The sequence below is a fragment of the Plectonema radiosum NIES-515 genome (genome assembly GCF_025753815.1).
GTDB lineage: Bacteria > Cyanobacteriota > Cyanobacteriia > Cyanobacteriales > Nostocaceae > Hassallia > Hassallia radiosum_A.
Window position 1 is genome coordinate 1 of sequence record NZ_JAOWRF010000112.1, and the last position, 18,607, is coordinate 18,607.

The window sequence follows — 18,607 nt, forward strand, 5'->3', positions numbered from 1 at the left end:
CCGAACCGAAAAAATATAATGGTCAGCGGTGGTAAGATGACGAAAGCGCTGCAACTTGCGCGATCGCTTCACGCAGATGGACATCGGGTTGTTTTGGTGGAAACTCATAAATACTGGCTGACTGGTCATCGATTTTCCAACGCGGTCGATCGCTTCTATACTGTTGCTGCACCGCAAAAAGATCCAGAAGGCTACACGAGAGCAATAATAGCGATCGCAAAACAAGAAAACATCGACGTTTATATTCCTGTATGTAGTCCTGTGTCCAGCTATTACGACTCCTTAGCAAAGCCAGCATTGTCAGCCTGTTGTGAGGTTTTCCACTTTGATGCTGAAGTCACAAAGATGCTGGATGATAAGTTTGCCTTTAGCCAAAAAGCACTTTCTCTAGGTTTATCTGTCCCGACGACTCTCTTAATTACAGACCCTGAGCAAGTTATCAATTTCGACTTTACCAACTCCAAGGGCAAGTACATCCTGAAAAGTATTGCCTATGACTCAATTCACCGCTTGGACATGACCAAGCTACCAATGGACCAGAGCGAAAACATGGCAACTCATGTTCGGAGTTTGCCAATTAGCAAAGATAACCCTTGGTTGATGCAAGAATTCATTCCTGGAAAAGAGTACTGCACACACAGCACAGTCAGAAATGGTTCCTTGAGGGTGTACTGTTGCTGCGAATCATCCGCTTTCCAAGTCAATTATGAAAATGTGGAGAATTCAAAGATTTTTCAGTGGGTGAATCATTTTGTTCAAGAACTCAAGCTGACTGGACAAATTTCATTTGATTTTATTGAAGCTGAAGATGGAACCGTTTATGCGATCGAGTGCAACCCACGCACACACTCAGCTATTACCATGTTCTATAACCATCCAAAACTCGCGGATGCGTATTTGAGCGATGCACCAGATCCGGACTATCCTTTGCAACCTCTGCCTGATAGTAAGCCTACTTACTGGTTGTACCACGAGATTTGGCGGCTGACCAATGTTAGGTCATTCGGTCAACTGAAAACATGGGTCAAGAATATTTTGAGAGGTAAAGACGCGATTTTTAGTCTGAGTGACCCCCTGCCATTTCTAGCCGTTCACCACTGGCAAATTCCCCTGCTCCTACTTAACAATCTGCAAAGACTAAAAGGCTGGATAAGGATAGATTTTAATATTGGCAAACTCGTAGAAAGAGGGGGTGACTGAGTAAAATAGCATACATATAGTTATTCAGTTTTATTGATAAATTAATACGTCGTTTTTCAGTGTTCCTTCGGTCATAACAACAAAAATGTTTTAGCAGTATGATAGTACTACTAGGCACAAAAAGCAGCAAATGAGCCAGAAATACAAATAGACCTAGTAACGCTATTGCGAAATATTCATGATTAAACCTAAACTTCAATTACTACAAGAACAGTTATTTCTAACACCAACTAAGGTAGCATTCATTTCATTGGTAGTCGGCTTAGTAGCCCTATCTTTCTCGCCAATTCTGATCCGCTTAAGCGAAGAAGGCGAACTTGGTCCAAATGCTACCATCTTTAATCGATTTTGGATATCTACTGTTGCCTTTGCGCTGTGGAATGGATTCACAGCAGCGCAAAATCGACTGTCTCATAGCGAACCAAAACCGCAAGTTTATACAATCCGGCTACTCTTGCTCTTGCTAGGAGTTGGGTTTGTAATGTTTGCTACTCTTATTCTCTGGGCTTGGTCACTAAATCAGACTAGCGTCGTTAACTCTACGCTAATGCACAATTTGGCTCCCTTGTTCACCGTCTTAGGGGGTTGGCTGCTCTGGGGGAAGCGCTTTGACAGGAGATTCCTGATGGGTATGTTTGTCGCGATGTTAGGAGCTTGCATCCTAGCCTACCATGACTTCTCATCCGCTGGTGACAAATTCCAAGGAGATATACTGGCATTACTATCAGCCAGTTTTCTTGGTTTATACCCACTCATCGTCGAAGAACTACGAACTCAATTGAGTCCGATAGTGATCATGAGTTGGTGTTCTGCGATCGGTACGCTTTTACTTTTGCCCATTGTTATACTCACCGAAGATAGAATTTTCCCTTGTTCTTTGAATGGATGGTTGACCGTAATTTCCCTAGCTTTGATATGTCAAATACTAGGACTGGGACTTTATGCTTATTGCCTCAACAGGTTCTCTTCAGGATTTGTCTCCTTGTGCGATTTGTTTGTTCCCGTCCTTAGCGCTCAGGGAGCTTGGGTTATCTTTTCGGAAAAGATCAACGGAGCTACTTTCATAAGTTTTGTTGTGATTATGTTAGGGGTATATGTAAGTTCATCTAGCCAATCTGCTATCAAGTCAGAGGTTGAATCGGTTTAGAGGGATTAGGAATTGGAGACTTGTAAAGTTATTGATAAATTGTTAACTTGAGCAATTTATCACTCTTATGAAGAGTATCATGTCATGCAGCTTATAGCAGTCCTAGATGATTCATGAAAATTTAATTCACGCTCCCAGACGTAACACTTGGTAGTCTCTACAATCTGGTTGTTGACAAATGATTTAGTATTGCTTATTACATATGATGTAGAGACGTAGCAATGCTACGTCTTTGCAAGGATTTCGGATTTTTTTATTAATGTTAATTTTTGGACATAATATAAGATGCCAAATCTTCCAAGTTCTATTTCAAATAACATGAGATTACGGTTTTTACAGGATGACGAAAAAACCTTTTCGAGTATTGAAACAGAACTACCTCTAGTTATAGAGCCAGTCAATGAAAAATCTTTCACAGTTCTCAAAACACTACTCAACGAAAGTTGCGACTGGTTCAATAAACAGCTAGATACATACGGGGCTATTTTGTTTCGGGGATTTGAAGTTGAGGGTGCAGAGCAATTTCAAAAAGTTTTAGAGCTACTGAATATCGAACTGGAGCCAGTTTATCACTTTGGCAGCGCGCATCGTGTACGAATAACCGATAAAGTTTTCACCTCTTCTGAAGCTCCACCACATCAGATTATTGCTCCCCACAATGAACTCAATATGGTGCCGATACGACCCAGCGTACTTGCTTTTTTTTGCCAAATTCAGCCCGATTTATATGGTGAAACTCCCATCATCAATACGGAAAAGCTATTTTCTAGTTTATCTCCCAGCTTACAGCACAAAATTAGCAACTTTCCTCAGCGATTTGTCCGATATGTTCCCAACCATCTATTGGAGATTGTCTTCGAGGAACTATCGAGAGACGAGATTACCAAACTTCTTCGGGAACAAGGATTTGATTTTACATGGAAAGAGGATGGCTCTATTAATTTTGAGTGTTCTCATATTCCCTTATTCAGTCACCCCAGAACGAATAGGCTCTGCTTTTGTCTTAGCATTGTTGATTGTTTAGTAAGTAGAGAATGGTATCGAAACCTCGGACAACGGTATTCATTTGGACAGAGGCTCTATTCCAATTGGCTACCAGCAAAATTGTACAAAAGAATTCAGCAAGGATTAACAACAGCAGCCACTGTTGTCGATGGTTCGCAAAAACGAACCAGTACCCTTAATACATATTTTTTGAATGACCAGAATCAATATACGACGATGACGGCAGCAGAAGCGAAAGAATTGGGCAGAGCTGAATGGAAAAATGCAGCCATTTTTCAGTGGAAGCAAGGTGATATTCTCGTTATGGATAATCTACAGATTGCTCATAGTAGACTTAATACTAAACCTCCACGAAAAATACTCACTGCTTTTGGAAATATGTGTAATATTCGCGATATTAAACCAGCTTTATTAACAAGTGGTTTAAATATATAGCGTTTTTTAGTCTGCTGAGGTACAAATTTATCTGCGTCCATCGGCGTTTATCTATCTTCCGAAGCGGTTAATTCAATATTCTGTACCTCATGAATGTGGGAATCGCTATATAAAGATAGGGATAATAATTTCATTGGGAATTAAATATGAATAAAACAATCAATATGAAAGCATCATTTTCTCCCTCAGAACTTAAAGAATATTGGAATAAACAGTTAGCAGGAGAATTACCTTTACTTAACTTCCCCACTACTTTACCGCGCTCTTCCATAAAAACTTATGATTGCTCCTCCTATACTTTTATAATAAAAAATAAACTAACTCGGTTACTCAAAGACCTGGCAAAGAGTGAAAGTGTCAGCCTTGAGAACCTGATTTTGGCAGCATTTAAAGTTTTACTTTACCGTTATACAAATGAAACAGATATTCTGGTTGCTTTGCTACTAAATCAGCAAGATAGACCTGAATTGGAAAGAGTTGGTAGTGACTTTACTAACGTAGTGGTATCACGGAATTTTATTTCCGAAAGTATTTCATTTAAAACCTTTCTGAATCAAGTTAGTCATAATGTTTTAGAAATCAGGCATTATCAAGACTACCCCTTTGCTTTATTGGTAAAGGAATTACAGTCAAAGTTTAATTCAAGCGATTCACCTATTTGTCAAGCTTCATTCAGTTTCCAGAATGTAAATCAACAGGAAAATATATCGAATTTCTTCGAGTCAGTAGTCAAAAGACAACCCAAAAACTGCGATCAAATCGAACTAGAATTTGATTTAAGCTTGGAAGTCATCCAGCTTTCTGAATCATTGCAGAGTTGTTTTTATTACAACAGAAATCTGTTAGATGAAACGACAGTTGCTCAGATAAGCAGACATTTTCAGAATTTACTAGAAAGTATTGTATCAAATCCAGAACAGCCAGTAGCTCAATTACCATTGGTGAGTGAAAGCGAACGAGAGAAAATATTGGTTGACTGGAATGCTACTCAGACCGATTATGACCTGACTCTATGTCTCCACCAATTAATTGAAGCACAGGTAGAGCGAAACAGTAATGCGATCGCAGTCTCTTTTGCAGGTGAACAGCTTACCTATCGTGAACTAAATCAGCGCGCAAATCAACTAGCCCACTACTTACAAACACTGGGAGTTAAACCAGAGGTATTAGTGGGTATTTGCATTGAGCGTTCTTTAGAGATGCTAGTAGGACTTTTGGGTATTCTGAAAGCTGGTGCAGCTTATCTACCCCTAGATCCGCGATTACCACAAGAACGCTTGGAATTAATCTTATTTGATTCTCAAGTGCCAGTGTTGTTGACTGATAATCAAAAGTTATTTGCTGATGATGAACATAGGAAGGTAGTCTGTTTACGTACAAACCAGGAAAATATTGCTAGCCATAGTGCATACAATCCTGTACCATGTGCCACAGCGAAAAATCTCGCTTACGTTATTTATACCTCTGGCTCAACTGGTAAGCCGAAAGGAGTGGAAATTCCTCACAGCGCTGTGGTCAATTTCTTAAAATCCATGCAATCTGAACCCGGTATCACAGAGTCAGATGTGCTTTTGGCAGTTACTACAGTATCATTTGATATTGCTGCTCTAGAACTATATCTGCCCTTAATTACTGGCGCTCAGGTGGTATTAGCTACACGAGAAGTAGCTAGTGATGGCAAGCTACTGAAAGAGCTAATTGATACTGCTGGTGCGACGATTATGCAAGCCACTCCAGCTAGTTGGCAGATGTTGCTTGCAGCGGGATGGAGTGGTTCTCCGCAATTAAAAATTCTCTGCGGTGGGGAAGGATTAACCAGCGATTTAGCACAGCATTTATTAGAAAAAAGTGCCGTTGTATGGAATCTTTACGGACCGACTGAAACTACCATTTGGTCAACTATCTCTAAAGTAGAAGCTGCCCAACTATCTCATGCTTTAGCTCCCATCGGTCGTCCCATTGCTAACACACAAATTTACATATTAGATTCCTATCTCCAACCAGTTCCAGTGGGAGTTATTGGTGAATTGTATATAGGTGGTGTTGGAGTTGCACGCGGTTATCTCAACCGTCTTGAACTAACTGATGAGCGTTTTATAGCTAATCCCTTCTCAGTGGGTTACTGTCTTTATAAAACAGGAGATTTAGCTCGTTACCTGCATGATGGCAACATTGAATACGTTAGTCGAATAGACCATCAAGTCAAAATTCGGGGGTTTCGGATTGAACTTGGGGAAATAGAAAACACTCTATCTGCTCATCCACAAGTGCGAGAAGCGGTTGTAATTACCCGTTTTGATCAATCAGAAGAAAAACAAATCGTAGCTTATTTTACTGCTAAACACGAACAACCAATCCCGGAAACCCTGCGTGATTTCCTCAGACAAAAGCTACCGGATTACATGGTTCCAATAGCTTTTGTGATATTAGATGCATTACCCTTGACTCCCAGTGGCAAAGTAAACCGTCGCGCTTTGCCAAAGCCAACAGTTTCTAGCTTCAGCCAACACAATGAATTTATCACACCGCGCAATGATACCGAACGGGGATTAGCAAAAATCTGGTCAGAAATTTTAAACATTCAGCCAGTAGGTGTTAAAGACAACTTCTTTGAAATCGGCGGAAATTCTCTTTCAGCAATCCACTTAATCGCTTCAATTGAGCAGCAGTTTGGTAAAGAATTACCTTTATCAACAGTCCTCACTAATCCCACCATTGAAAAGTTTGCCAACCTTCTTGATACCAGTTCAGATACTTTTGATCGCTCCCCTCTGATTCCCATCCAGCCAAAAGGTAACAAGCAACCATTTTTCTGCGTACATCCTGCGGGAGGGCATGTTATGTCCTACTTCAAACTAGCGCAATATCTAAGTACTGACCAACCGTTTTATGGCTTGCAAGCGCAAGGTTTTCATGGAGGAGAAGAACCCTTAACGCGAGTCGAGGATATGGCAAGCCTTTATATCCAAGCAATTCAGAAGTTTCAGCCTCAAGGGCCGTACTCTATTGGTGGCTGGTCATTTGGGGGAGTTGTGGCGTATGAAATGGCACAACAACTGCACGAACAGGGACATGAAGTCTCGTTGTTAGCAATACTGGATTCCTACGTTCCAATTCTATTAGATAAAAACAAGAAAATTGACGCTCCTTATTTGGTTGGTGCTCTTTCCAGGTATTTGGGGGGAATGTTAGGTCAGGATAATCTGGTAATGACTGATGAAATCAAGCACTTGAGTGTTGACGAACAAATTAACTACATTCTTGACAAGGCAATAAAAGTCAAAATATTACCCCCATCAAATCAAAACCGACGCATTGTTGATGTGTTAGTTGGAACGTTAAAGGCAACTTATTCTTATGAAAAACAGCCATATCCAGGAAAAGTCACCGTGTTCAGAGCCAGAGAAAAGCATCTTATGGCTCCCGATCCAACCCTCGTGTGGGTGGAATTATTCTCTATAATGGATGCGAAAAATATAAAAATTGTTGATGTTTCTGGTAATCACTACACATTAATTTTGGAACCTCATTTACAAGTTTTAGCAGAATGCTTGAAATCATGTCTGGAGGGATTCTAGTACATAAATGTAGAGACGTTCCGGACCGAACGTCTCTACGACGGTAGGTAGGTTTTTATTACTGTTAATTAAACGGACATGATATCAATTATCAGTCGCTGGAAGACTTTTGAAATTCCATCACCGTCAGGCTACTTCCTGTGTAAATGACATTTTCTAGTTGAAAGCCACTAGCTTCAAACAGACTCTTATATTCTTGTTCCGTGCGCCAGTAACCCCCTGGATTGGTTACCATCATCTGAACAGCAGCAAGAGCTGGTATCGTCCCATCTGGATATTCTACTGGGGCACCACGAGGTGGAACGAGTGTTTGTAGAAGTACTACCTTACCTTGTTTCGGGAGAGACTCTCGGCATCGAGTTAGTACCTTGATGGCGTCTTCAACACTGAATACGGAGAGGAAATACTTTATAACGATCGCATCTGCACCCTTTGGTATCTCTTCCAAAGCATTACCACCAATGACTTGCACTGCATCTTCATCAAGTCCCTGGGTTGCTAAAAAAGCAGGAGCTGTCTCAACCTCATGTGGTAGGTCAAACAATATGCCTTTACAGCCGAATTTGTTGACAATATGGGCAATCAGTGCGCCTTGATTGCCTCCAACGTCCATAACTGTATTAAACTGACTAAAGTCATAGACTTCAAACAGTGAATCAACAGCCTGATTCGTTAAAAAGCTCATGGCATTGTTGAACAGATTTCTACTATCGGGGTTTTCCGTCATGAAGAAGTCGTAGAATTTCTTGCCATGTGCCCTTTCAAAAGCTACTTCCCCTGTTTTCAACGAATTCCCTAGTTCCCTCCAAGCATCCCACATAGAGGGTTCTGTAATATGCAGCAGAAAATGTCCTAGAGAAGGCTCTGCATTTGTAATCAGTTGTTCTGAAAGTTCTGTTGCTGCAAATACACGTCCGGGCTTTTCTGCAAACACACCTAAATGAGCTAAAGCACGCAAAACAACATATAATGTTTCTACTTGTGTAGAGGTTGCTTTTGCGATCGCTTCTACAGTCATTGGTTCTGACTGTAAGAGGTTAGGTATCCCTAGGTTTGTTGCTATATAAAGGCACTGACTTTGCCAGTAGCCATAGATCATCTGAGCAAGCTTCTTGGATGCCGAAGTTGTTCCTAACAAATTCTATTTCTCCGTTTGAAAAACTTTATGCTACTTTCTATCTAGTCCCGAATTACAAAGCTCTAAATTCAGCAGTCTTCAAGTGGGTGAATATATCATTCAGGAGCCCCGATGAATGCAGACAAATGCAGACAAAGTTGTACTTTATTTGCATAAGAACCGTTATATGTTAGAGACTTTCAGAAAATCAAATATGCATTCTTAATTTAGTATACGGCTTATGTGGGCATCACCGTGCTAAAACGGGAAAATTAATTGTAAGTGATTGGCTGAAAAACCTGATTGAAAAGGGTTTCAGCGATACTTATTTTCCTTGACCTGGAAAGAATGCAACTTGTCAAAACTGGTCGCCGGCAACAAAAATTCCACACATAATCGCCAGTGAGATTGATATGCTGACACATATTGTAGAGACGTTCCTCAGGAACGTCTCTACGACGGTTAGTGTTTCACCGCTCTATAAAACTTATACAATCTTGGACAAAGCGCCAAAATGAGGTTTATTTCCTGCTTCAACCGGTCTAGAGCGGCAGATCCCGTCCACAGGCTTCCACGGCAGAGCTTGCCGCAGTTTCCGAATAATTTTTAATGTTTATCGAAGCGTTCAAGTCACGGTCAATACAAATGCCACAATTAGGACAGTCATAAGTCCTTAAGTGCAATGGCATCGCTTGACGATGACCGCAATTACTACAAAGCTGACTGGATGGATAGAACCTATCGATAACGATAACTTTACTGCCATACCACTCAGCTTTGTATTCTAGCTGTCTTCTAAACTCGTAAAAGCCAGAATCGGCAATAGCACTTGCTAATTTATGATTTTTTAACAAGCCTGCCACATTCAAATTTTCAATTACAATCTCACTGTGGTTTTTAGCAAGATGTGATGTCAGTTTGTGTGTGGCATTGTTGCGAATATCGGCAACGCGAGCATGAAGCTTGGCTATTTTTTGTTTAGTTTTCTCTCGATTCTTCCCTCCAAGTGTTTGTCTAGACATTTTGCGTTGCAATACTTTTAACTTTCTTTTGTTTGTGTGGTAGGGCTTAAGTGCTGGATATACAGTGCCATCGCTCAATGTTGCTAGTGTTTTGATGCCTAAGTCCACGCCAACCCGCCCAAATTTTTTGTCGGTAATTACTTGCTCTACCTCAACCTTAAAAGCAACATACCATTCTCCTGCTTTGCGACTAACATTTGCGGATTTAATTTTTTGATTAGGAACAGTTTCGTGTAAACGGATTAAACCAATACGAGGTAATTGGATAAAACCATTTCTAATGGCAATAGCTCCATCCAGATAAAAATGGTCATCAATAAATTTCTTCTTTCGTTTAGGCGTACCACTACCTTTAATTTTTAAGTAGCGCTTCCAAGCATTTTCTAAATCTCTAAGCGCTTGTTGCGGAGCGCACTTGGAGGAATTGTAAAACCATTTCTGTTCTGGCTTCACTTCGGCATTCAACTTCTTATGAAGGTCAATAGCTGACGGAAATTTTGGTAATGGTTCTCCTTTTTCCTTAGCCTTATTTCTAGCTTCAATACCTTGAAAACATTCTTGCAATCCCCAATTATATGCCCATCTAGCACAACCCGCATGTTGAGCTAATAAGGAGCGCTGTTTGTTATTAGGATTAAGTTTAGTTTTAAATCCTTTGAGCAACATCTTTGAGTTCTTCCACAATCTTTTTATTTTTATGACTTCTACTGCCATATAGTCGTGCTGAAAACACTGTAATTATTTCCAACACGTCAGTAGCTAAATCTTCTTCAAAGCTACTGTCCTCTGTTCTATTAATAATTACCACCTCCGTTCCAAATATTTCGCATAAAGAAAATATTAGTTCAGCGCCGAATCGGAGCAGGCGATCTTTATGGGTTAATACCAGTCTTTCTACTTTGCTTTCAGTAATTAGCCTTAGTAACCTCTTTAAACCGCGCTTGCTGTAATTCATTCCTGAACCTAAGTCTTCAATAATCTCAAACTGCCAACCACTTGTTGCACAAAATAGTTCCAACACCTCACGTTGACGCTTTAAATCTTCTTTTTGATCGTGGCTGGATACGCGACAGTAACCAATGGTGTAAGATAACTCACCTTTAATTCCTAGCAATTCAGACAAATCATATCGCCTGTGTCCACCTTCTGTTCTTTCAGGATGCAGCTTTCCTTCTGCTTCCCATCTATAGAGGGTCTTAGTAGACACTCCTTTTATTTTTGCGGCTTCAGACACGGTTAACTTAGACATATGCTGATTATAGCTCATTAAATGTCTAAGAATAAGAAAGATTGTCTAATTATTTTGATTCAGTATCACACCCCACGTCCCCATCAGGACTCTTCAAGCGCCAACCTGGTTTGACTACTTGACGCCCACGGGCTATTACCAGACAATCATCAGGGACATCTTCTGTGATAGTTGAACCGGCAGCGATTGTGACATCATTTCCTAGTGTCAAAGGGGCAACTAAAACGCTACTGGCACCTGTTTTAGTCCGATCGCCTATAATGGTCGGATGTTTTTTGACTCCATCATAGTTGGCGGTAATCGTCCCAGCACCGATATTCACCTGATTTCCCGCAGTTGTATCGCCCAAATAAGACAAATGTGCGACATTGGTGCGATCGCCTAATTTCGTATTTTTCAATTCCACAAAATTACCGATGCGGCAATTTGCCCCCACTTGTGCATGTCCGCGTAAATGGGCATAAGGACCAATTCGGGCGTTTTCCTCTACGGTGCTATCTGTCACCACAGAATACATCACCGTGACATTTTCACTTAAGTGGCTATTCTCAATTAAACTCCCAGGTCCGATGCGACATCCGGTTTGAATGACTGTATTGCCTCGCAAGTGAGTCTGCGGTTCAATAATTACATCTGGCTCTAATTCTACCGTGTCATCAATTGTAATGCTGGTGGGGTCGATGAGAGTGACACCTGCCGCCATCCATTTTTCTTTAACTCGCGTTTGCAAAATCTCAGATGCTGTTGCTAATTGTAGGCGATCGTTAATACCGAGAATTTCCTGAGAATCTGAGACATCAACTGCCATCACTTTGCCAACTTGAGTTACCGCATCGGTGAGGTAGTATTCTTTTTGGGCATTATTGCTCTTCAAATGTGGTAACACTTGCGCTAACTCTTGCCAATTAAAGCAGTAAATTCCCGCATTGATGCGGCGATTTTCTTTTTGGGCAGTAGTGCAATCTTTGTCTTCAACGATTTGTTCGACAATCCGATCGCTGTTGCAAAAAACACGTCCGTAGCCTTTAGCATCCCTCAGATGTGCGGTCAGGATGGTAGCAGCGTTGTGATTTTCTTGATGAGTTTGCAACAATTGTCTGATTGTTTCGGTGCGTAATAACGGCACATCACCGTTTAACACCAGTAAATTCCCAGTATAGCCTTCGAGGTGGGGGAGTAATTGCTGGATGGCATGACCTGTTCCCAATTGTACAGCTTGTTCGACAAACTCCAAATTTGGGTTTGATTGCATGGCTGTTTTTACTTCAAGAGCCTGATATCCGACAATCAGCATTTGCCGTGAGGGCTTCATCGGTTGTACACTTTCGAGAACTCTCTCTACTAGCGATCGCCCACCCAAAGAATGTAAAACCTTGGGTAAGTGTGATTTCATCCTTGTGCCCCGTCCTGCCGCTAAAATTGCTACAACTACCATAATTAGCTATCAGTGAATTACGATATAATAGAATATAAAGCCGTCCTTCCAGGACGGGGCTTTTACCCAAATTTTCGGTAAAATTTTATTGCTTGCTTGAGAAAATAAATTCTGTAAACTTTAGCATTAGTTTGGGGTTGCGCCAACCCTTAGCTGTTTCTTGCGCCATGACGCTGAGAGCTTCTTCTTTGGTGAAAGCTCTTTTGTAAGGTCGTTCGCTAGTTAGGGCATCGTAAATATCAATCATTTGAAAAACTTGTGCCAGATAAGGAATTTCATCTTGTTTTAGTCCATCGGGATAACCTGAGCCATCCCAGCGTTCGTGGTGGTGGCGAATTATCGGAATTACACCGCGCATACTCCGTAATGGCTGGCAGATTTTTTCGCCAATTAAAACGTGTTTTTTCATAATATTCCACTCTTCGGGGGTGAGTTTGCCACACTTTAGTAGCACCGCGTCAGGAATACCCACCTTACCAATATCGTGGAGATAACCTCCCCACACCAAATCTCGAATTTGGTTGCGTGAGAGATTGAGGAATTCTGCAAAAGCTTCTCCCAATGTTATCAGTCGTTCGCAGTGGTTGCCGGTGTTGGGATCGCGACTTTCAATCGCTTTAGCAATGGAAAATAGTACTTTTTCGGCATGGTCTAAATCTTCGTTTAAACGCTTTTGCCTGACTAAAGATTTAACCCGTGCTGCCAATTCTAAACGGTCAAAAGGTTTGCTTAAAAAATCATCCCCCCCAACTTCGATTCCTTGGATGCGCGATCGCTTATCATTCAAAGCTGTGATGAAAATCACCGGAATTAACCTGGTATGTTCATCCTGCTTCAGCAACTGGCATACTTGAAATCCATCGATTCCCGGCATCATTACATCTAACAAAATTAGATCCGGTTGTTTTTGTGTTACAAGTTCTATGGCAGTATAACCATTGTCTGCTTCAATCACTTCGTAACCTTCCATCGCTAAAAGGGCAACAGCTGTCATCCGACCGGCGGCATGATCGTCTACTACTAAAACTTTCGGCGCATCACAATCAAAGCCCTTCACTGTTGACCCTTTAGCTTGTAGCCTTGTCGATATCAATGAATTATCACTTCTATTAACATCAGCATTCATCCAAGAAGTCAAGACTTCAGTTTCTTTAGCCATCACGTTTTGTTCAGATAAGCTCAAGGAATTACCCTCAGCTTTGTTCAATGCTAAGGTCTGATTTGAACTGATACCATTGAGATTGCTTGAGGGGTTTAACCTACTAACAATTTCTTCGGTAGAGCCTATATACTTGGATTTCCATTGAGTCACAAAGGTACTCCAATAAAAAAGTTAACTGTGTTTTTATTTAAAATTTTTATTATTTAACTATACTCAAGTTCGCATTTTCACAAGCTTTATGAATTCTATTTTTAAAATATTTATTTTAATGCATAGCATGTGTTTTTATGTTTTGTTGAAACAATATAAAATAAATATAGCTACGAAATTTTCCACTGGTGCAATTCCAGTATGAGCAATTTTGGCAAATGTTAAATCAGGTTTTTTACGGATATTTATTAACATGGCAGCCCCAGAAAATTTTGTCCTCGCTAAAGTTAGATCAAAGTAAGGGATTTTTAGTTTAAAGTTTTTATTTTCCGCACTATCACACGCGCATTTTTCGCTTGATGAATGGAAAACATCTAACTATGATTGGCAGAATGTTGCAGTCATAATTTAGTTGTCTCATTAGTGATTTATATCACATAAATAGCTCTTATTTAACTATGATTGGCAAAGTTTCGCTGTGATAACTACCCCAGACACTTAGTGATTAATATCACACAAATAATTGGCATTTGGGCTGAACCTAGACACTCATTGGACAGCCTTGTGAACTCGTTCCTCAACACAAGAGCGACATTTTCAGATGTTCGCTTTTGGGGAGCGTCTCGTAGAGAAGCGTCTCCCCGAACCCTTGAAGGGGCATTCCTAATGAGTGAAAGAGTGTTTGTGAAACCTACAGTTTTCAAATAAATTATAAATTTGTGAAAAAAAGATAGATTTTGGGATTGACTTAAGCGCAGCCCGGGTTTTCAAGAAACGAGAAGTAGGTTCTGTGCGTACAGGTTTGCTGCTGCTCTTTTTCTCGTCGCCTAATGATAACATCAGAGCGATCGCTTAATTGGGGATCGTGGTAAAAAGACAAGGGAGAAATTTTTCCAAGTCGTCCTCCTGTCCCCCTGTGTCATTACCAATTAACAATTTTAAACTTTATGACTAACACTCAATTTTTTGTTTCTGCCGAATGGTTGTTTGCACACCTTGACGATCCGCAAGTTGTGATTGTGGATTGTCGATTTTCACTTGCCGAGCCAATTTTAGGACAACAGCAATATCAAGCAAGTCACATAAGTGGAGCTGACTATTTAGACTTAAACCAGGATCTTTCTAGTTCTGTGGGAGAACATGGAGGAAGACATCCTTTACCCAACCCCATTGATTTAGCGCAGAAGTTATCAGCAATGGGGGTAAAGCCGAACACTTTAGTTGTAGCTTACGATGATTCTCGACTTGCTTTTGCAGCTCGTTTGTGGTGGCTTTTGCGTTATTTAGGACATGAGCAAGTAGCTGTGCTTACAGGAGGTTTTGCTGGTTGGCAAAAAGCCGGGTATCCGGTCACAGATGTGATTCCTGAACCTCGGATAGCAACATTCGTCCCACAGATACAAACACAAATGGTGGTAGATAGGGAAGAAGTTAAAACTCGTTCACATTTGCCAGGAGTAGTGTTAGTGGATTCACGGGAAAGCGATCGCTTTTCTGGTGAACGAGAACCAATTGATAAAATTGCTGGACATATCAGCGGTGCTGTCAACTATCCTTGGCTAGAAGTTACAGATTCTTCGGGCTACCTACTTTCACCACAACAGCAAAGCGATCGCGCATCCAGGCTGGAAAAAGCAGAGGAAATTATAGTTTATTGCGGTTCTGGCGTTACCGCTTGCGTCAATTTATTATCTTTAGAACTAGCCGGCATTCAAAACGCTAAATTATATGCCGGCAGTTGGAGTGATTGGATTAGTTATTAGTTAGTTGTTAGTAGTTAGTAGATAAGTCGATGGGCATAAATAAACGCTCCTTAACGTAGTAACGGCTTAAGCCGTTAAAATCCAAGAGCGACGAGCGGTAAACCGCTCACTACGAAGAGCAAAGAGTATTTTAGGTTTAATTTAGCCCGCTTACTTAGTTGAATAACAACCAACAACTAACAACTAACAACTAACAACTTTTTTCAAAACTTACCTAATTCAAAATTGTAATTGAGACTAAAGAACCAGCCATCAAAATTGATATTTTGGTCGGTAGAACCACCTAAGCTTACACCACCTTGCAAGCTGACATTAGTGGAATCAGATATTCCATAAGTTAGGTGAGTGTATAAACGATGATATTGGTCTTCTCGTTGGCGCAGCGTAAAGTCTGACAAATTAAACTGATAGTCAAGACCAACTTGCAGCGATTTTAACCAGTAGTAGCTCAAAGAAAGTAACAAAGAATTGTTTATCCGGTTACGACTGTCTGGATCGGCAAAATTCAGACGCAATTCATAGAAACTGTCTAGCACCAACTTTTGAGTTAGGGGATCTCGGCGTCCTACAGACAAATGTACAGAATTTTCATTTAAAAAGCGATCGCCTGCCGAAAAGAAGTCCCCATCTTTAGCATAAAACAACTGCTGATTGCTCCAACCGAGTTCACCATACATCCGCCGTGATAGCTGTTGATAAATACTTACGTAGAATCTTACCTGGTTGTAATTAAATTGTGATTGATCTATGTAAAAAATCAAATTGCCATCAATTCCCGCACTTAAAAAAGTCTTAGATCCTAAGGCTAAAGGTGCAGAAGCTAGCGTCAGTCCAGTAAAAACCAAGCCATCCTGCATGCGATCAACTTCTGACGAAAAAATATTATTTGTTCCAAAAAATCCCAGATAACCTCGCAGGGAGCCTATGGGCTTAAACTTAGTTACGGGTTTTGCGATCGGTGGTGGTGGTAGTTGTTCTATTGGTGGTGGCAGATCTATAGGCTTCGCGATGATCTCAATTTCCAAAGAGCTATCTGACTCAGGTAATGTCATTTTGCCCTCTTGTAGCCGACGCATGAGGATGTCTAGTCTTTCGGAGTTACTTAAAGGCGGTTTCTCCAACAATTGATCTAATGGTGTTGGGGAAGTTTGGGGAAAATCGTTTGGCTGTCCTTCTAACTGTGGTGGTTGATTGCGCTGTTGAGGAGTGGTCAGAATGTTTCTTGGCTCTTCCCTTGGCACCGGATTTGGTGGGGGTGGGGGTGGTGGATTTGGTGGTGCCGGATTTGGTGGTGCCGGATTTGGTGGGGGTGGTGGGGGTGGATTTGGTGGTGCTGGATTTGGTGGGGGTGGTGGTGGTGTCTCAGATGGTGGTGTTTCAGTTGGGGGTTGCTGTGAGTATAAAAGCGAATCACAAAAATTGAAAGTGCTAAAAATTAAGGAGCCAACGCCATACAAACAGGAGTTATAGCGACTGGCGTTGCCCAGTTCAAGCCGATGATTAAAGTTAGGGGTTTCAGACGTTGTACTGAGTTGAAAGTACTTGATAGTTTCTTTCTCAGGAGCGATCGCTTTCAAATTAGTATTTTTATGATATAGCTGATGTGTTTCTTCTTTGACACCGATAGATGATATGATCGACAATGTCTGCTTGTTACGCTCTTGTGTATCTGAATTTGCAGTTAGCGCCGCATCTACTTGGATAATGCAACACAAGTTTGCACCACTACACGCTAAGAGAGTCGAAAATAATAGATTTTTCCGGAACTTGGGTTGCATCTTTAATCACGTTTGCCAAATTTAGACTCACAAGGTTACTAAGAAGTTCCAGCTAAAAATGTTAAATTTTTGAACTGGTTTCATCAGGGTACAAGACTTTTTCCTAAGTCATAAGAAAAAATCATACCTTCTACGCTTTCTCATTCAGATAATTTATGACTTATCGGAATAAGTTAAACGAAGTATGTAGTATAGTACATTTGCGTGTTTTACCTGGAAAATTTTAAGTAAAGTTTAGGGAAATATACGTAAACCAACTGGTTATAACAATTAGCGGGCTTAAACCTTTAACATCAGAATTTGTGTTGAACTGGCTTGGTATCAGTTAAATATTTAGAGATTCCAAACTATGTTGCGTAAATTATTACCACTTTTAGTCATTGGTCTGTGGGGAATTACGGTGGTCTGTTTGCCTAAAGAGGCAAGTGCGACAACACCTCTAACTCGTGCGGATATTGAAAAAATCCGCAACTTAGTACAACTGAAGCCAAAAAATAGACAGCAGCGTCCGGCACGTTCATCGGATGCAATGTTTCCTGGGGATGGAGTGTCTACAGGTAGAGCTTCTTTAGCAGAGTTGCGCTTCAACGATCGCTCTTTAGCACGAGTTGGAGAACAAGCAGTATTTCAATTTTTGCCAAAGACGCGAAACTTTAAATTATCCAACGGGACTGTATTGCTAGTGATCCCACCCAAGCAAGGGCAAACACGTATACAAACCCCAAATGCAGCAGCAGCAATTCGCGGTTCCGCATTATTCGTGCGCTATGACGAACAAACAGATACTACAATAGTGGGCGCACTGACCACTAGCGGTATTGAAGTTTCTAATAAAGATGCTTCCCAAAGTCGGGTACTACAAGCCGGACAGATGTTGGTTATAGTTAAAGACAGAATTAAGGGATTATACGAGTTCGATCTGAGAAATTTTTATGAGAGGAGCGATTTAGTTCGGGGACTTGATTTGGCTAGAAAAAAAGGTGTCCCAAGTGCCGATCCGGCGATCGCTCAAGTTCAAGAAGAAACCACCGCAGCTCTTGCAGCACAGAAGCCAATCATCGGTGCGGGAGTGATTAAAAACCCATCTTTTCTAAAGCTTACAGAGAGTTCGTCTACTTCGCCAAGTGCTGCCGATAACAACATTATTAATAAGAATTCCCCTGTAGAACCCTTTTCGGAAATAGGAGAGATCCTGTCAAATAACGGTAAGAAAAAAGATAATTTAAGCGAATCTACATCGGTTACAACTACACCAGTTACAACTCCACCGAAGATCGAGTCTCCTTCAACTCCACCGAAGATCGAGTCTCCTTCAACTCCACCGAAGATCGAGTCTCCTTCAACTCCACCGACGAAGATCGAGTCTCCTTCAACTCCACCGAAGATCGAGTCTCCTCCAACTCCACCGAAGAGCGAGTCTCCTCCAACTCCACCGAAGAGCGAGTCTCCTCCAACTCCACCGAAGAGCGAGTCTCCTCTAACACCACCCAAGACCAAGGCTCCTCCAACTCCACCGCAAAGCCATCTCCCTCCAACACCACCGAAAACACAGGATCCTACCACACC

Annotated in this window: 12 protein-coding genes; 6 read left to right on the forward strand and 6 right to left on the reverse strand. The window is 41.2% G+C overall.

The features are described 5' to 3' along the window. From OGM63_RS07620 to OGM63_RS07635, 4 genes are all read left to right on the forward strand, one after another. A partial coding sequence (locus OGM63_RS07620) for an ATP-grasp domain-containing protein (protein ID WP_263744909.1) occupies nt 1–1,200 on the forward strand: 1,200 nt, incomplete at its 5' end. A 178-nt stretch (nt 1,201–1,378) separates the two neighbouring features. Next, complete coding sequence (locus tag OGM63_RS07625; RefSeq protein WP_263744910.1) at nt 1,379–2,347, forward strand: DMT family transporter; 969 nt, start codon at nt 1,379–1,381, stop codon at nt 2,345–2,347. 318 nt (nt 2,348–2,665) lie between these two features. Beyond that, entirely contained in the window at nt 2,666–3,787 is a 1,122-nt protein-coding gene (locus tag OGM63_RS07630) for a TauD/TfdA family dioxygenase (RefSeq protein ID WP_263744911.1), read from the forward strand. Between the two features lie 146 nt (nt 3,788–3,933). Continuing rightward, nucleotides 3,934–7,365, forward strand: a complete 3,432-nt coding sequence (locus OGM63_RS07635; protein WP_263744912.1) for a non-ribosomal peptide synthetase — start codon at nt 3,934–3,936, stop codon at nt 7,363–7,365. A gap of 91 nt (nt 7,366–7,456) precedes the next feature. Here the strand turns inward: OGM63_RS07635 and OGM63_RS07640 are convergent, their stop codons facing one another. From OGM63_RS07640 to OGM63_RS07660, 5 genes are all read right to left on the reverse strand, one after another. Next, nucleotides 7,457–8,464 (reverse strand): methyltransferase, encoded by a 1,008-nt coding sequence (locus tag OGM63_RS07640; protein ID WP_263744913.1) that lies wholly within the window; start codon nt 8,462–8,464, stop codon nt 7,457–7,459. A gap of 560 nt (nt 8,465–9,024) precedes the next feature. Then, nucleotides 9,025–10,170, reverse strand: a complete 1,146-nt coding sequence (locus OGM63_RS07645; protein ID WP_263744914.1) for an RNA-guided endonuclease InsQ/TnpB family protein — start codon at nt 10,168–10,170, stop codon at nt 9,025–9,027. Next, nucleotides 10,151–10,753, reverse strand: a complete 603-nt coding sequence (locus OGM63_RS07650) for an IS607 family transposase (protein WP_263744915.1) — start codon at nt 10,751–10,753, stop codon at nt 10,151–10,153. The genes OGM63_RS07645 and OGM63_RS07650 overlap by 20 nt, the downstream gene beginning before the upstream one ends. A gap of 49 nt (nt 10,754–10,802) precedes the next feature. Next, nucleotides 10,803–12,188, reverse strand: a complete 1,386-nt coding sequence (gene glmU / locus OGM63_RS07655) for a bifunctional UDP-N-acetylglucosamine diphosphorylase/glucosamine-1-phosphate N-acetyltransferase GlmU (protein WP_263744916.1) — start codon at nt 12,186–12,188, stop codon at nt 10,803–10,805. Between the two features lie 85 nt (nt 12,189–12,273). Further along, nucleotides 12,274–13,500, reverse strand: a complete 1,227-nt coding sequence (locus OGM63_RS07660; RefSeq protein WP_263744917.1) for a response regulator — start codon at nt 13,498–13,500, stop codon at nt 12,274–12,276. A 947-nt stretch (nt 13,501–14,447) separates the two neighbouring features. On the opposite strand from OGM63_RS07660, the gene OGM63_RS07665 reads away from it, so the two are divergent. Next, on the forward strand, nt 14,448–15,263 hold the full coding sequence (locus tag OGM63_RS07665; RefSeq protein WP_263744918.1) for a sulfurtransferase: 816 nt from the start codon (nt 14,448–14,450) through the stop codon (nt 15,261–15,263). 203 nt (nt 15,264–15,466) lie between these two features. Here the strand turns inward: OGM63_RS07665 and OGM63_RS07670 are convergent, their stop codons facing one another. Then, on the reverse strand, nt 15,467–17,041 hold the full coding sequence (locus OGM63_RS07670) for a hypothetical protein (RefSeq protein ID WP_263744919.1): 1,575 nt from the start codon (nt 17,039–17,041) through the stop codon (nt 15,467–15,469). 349 nt (nt 17,042–17,390) lie between these two features. Between OGM63_RS07670 and OGM63_RS07675 the strand changes: the two genes are divergently transcribed. Beyond that, nucleotides 17,391–18,607: FecR family protein (locus OGM63_RS07675; protein WP_263744920.1), on the forward strand; the 1,217-nt coding region annotated here is incomplete at its 3' end.

Coding starts and splice junctions, on each gene's coding strand:
- OGM63_RS07625 (WP_263744910.1), top strand. CDS start 1,379: ATGATTAAACCTAAACTTCAATTACTACAAGAACAGTTATTTCTAACA.
- OGM63_RS07630 (WP_263744911.1), top strand. CDS start 2,666: ATGAGATTACGGTTTTTACAGGATGACGAAAAAACCTTTTCGAGTATT.
- OGM63_RS07635 (WP_263744912.1), top strand. CDS start 3,934: ATGAATAAAACAATCAATATGAAAGCATCATTTTCTCCCTCAGAACTT.
- OGM63_RS07640 (WP_263744913.1), bottom strand. CDS start 8,464: ATGATCTATGGCTACTGGCAAAGTCAGTGCCTTTATATAGCAACAAAC.
- OGM63_RS07645 (WP_263744914.1), bottom strand. CDS start 10,170: ATGTTGCTCAAAGGATTTAAAACTAAACTTAATCCTAATAACAAACAG.
- OGM63_RS07650 (WP_263744915.1), bottom strand. CDS start 10,753: ATGTCTAAGTTAACCGTGTCTGAAGCCGCAAAAATAAAAGGAGTGTCT.
- glmU (WP_263744916.1), bottom strand. CDS start 12,188: ATGGTAGTTGTAGCAATTTTAGCGGCAGGACGGGGCACAAGGATGAAA.
- OGM63_RS07665 (WP_263744918.1), top strand. CDS start 14,448: ATGACTAACACTCAATTTTTTGTTTCTGCCGAATGGTTGTTTGCACAC.
- OGM63_RS07670 (WP_263744919.1), bottom strand. CDS start 17,041: ATGCAACCCAAGTTCCGGAAAAATCTATTATTTTCGACTCTCTTAGCG.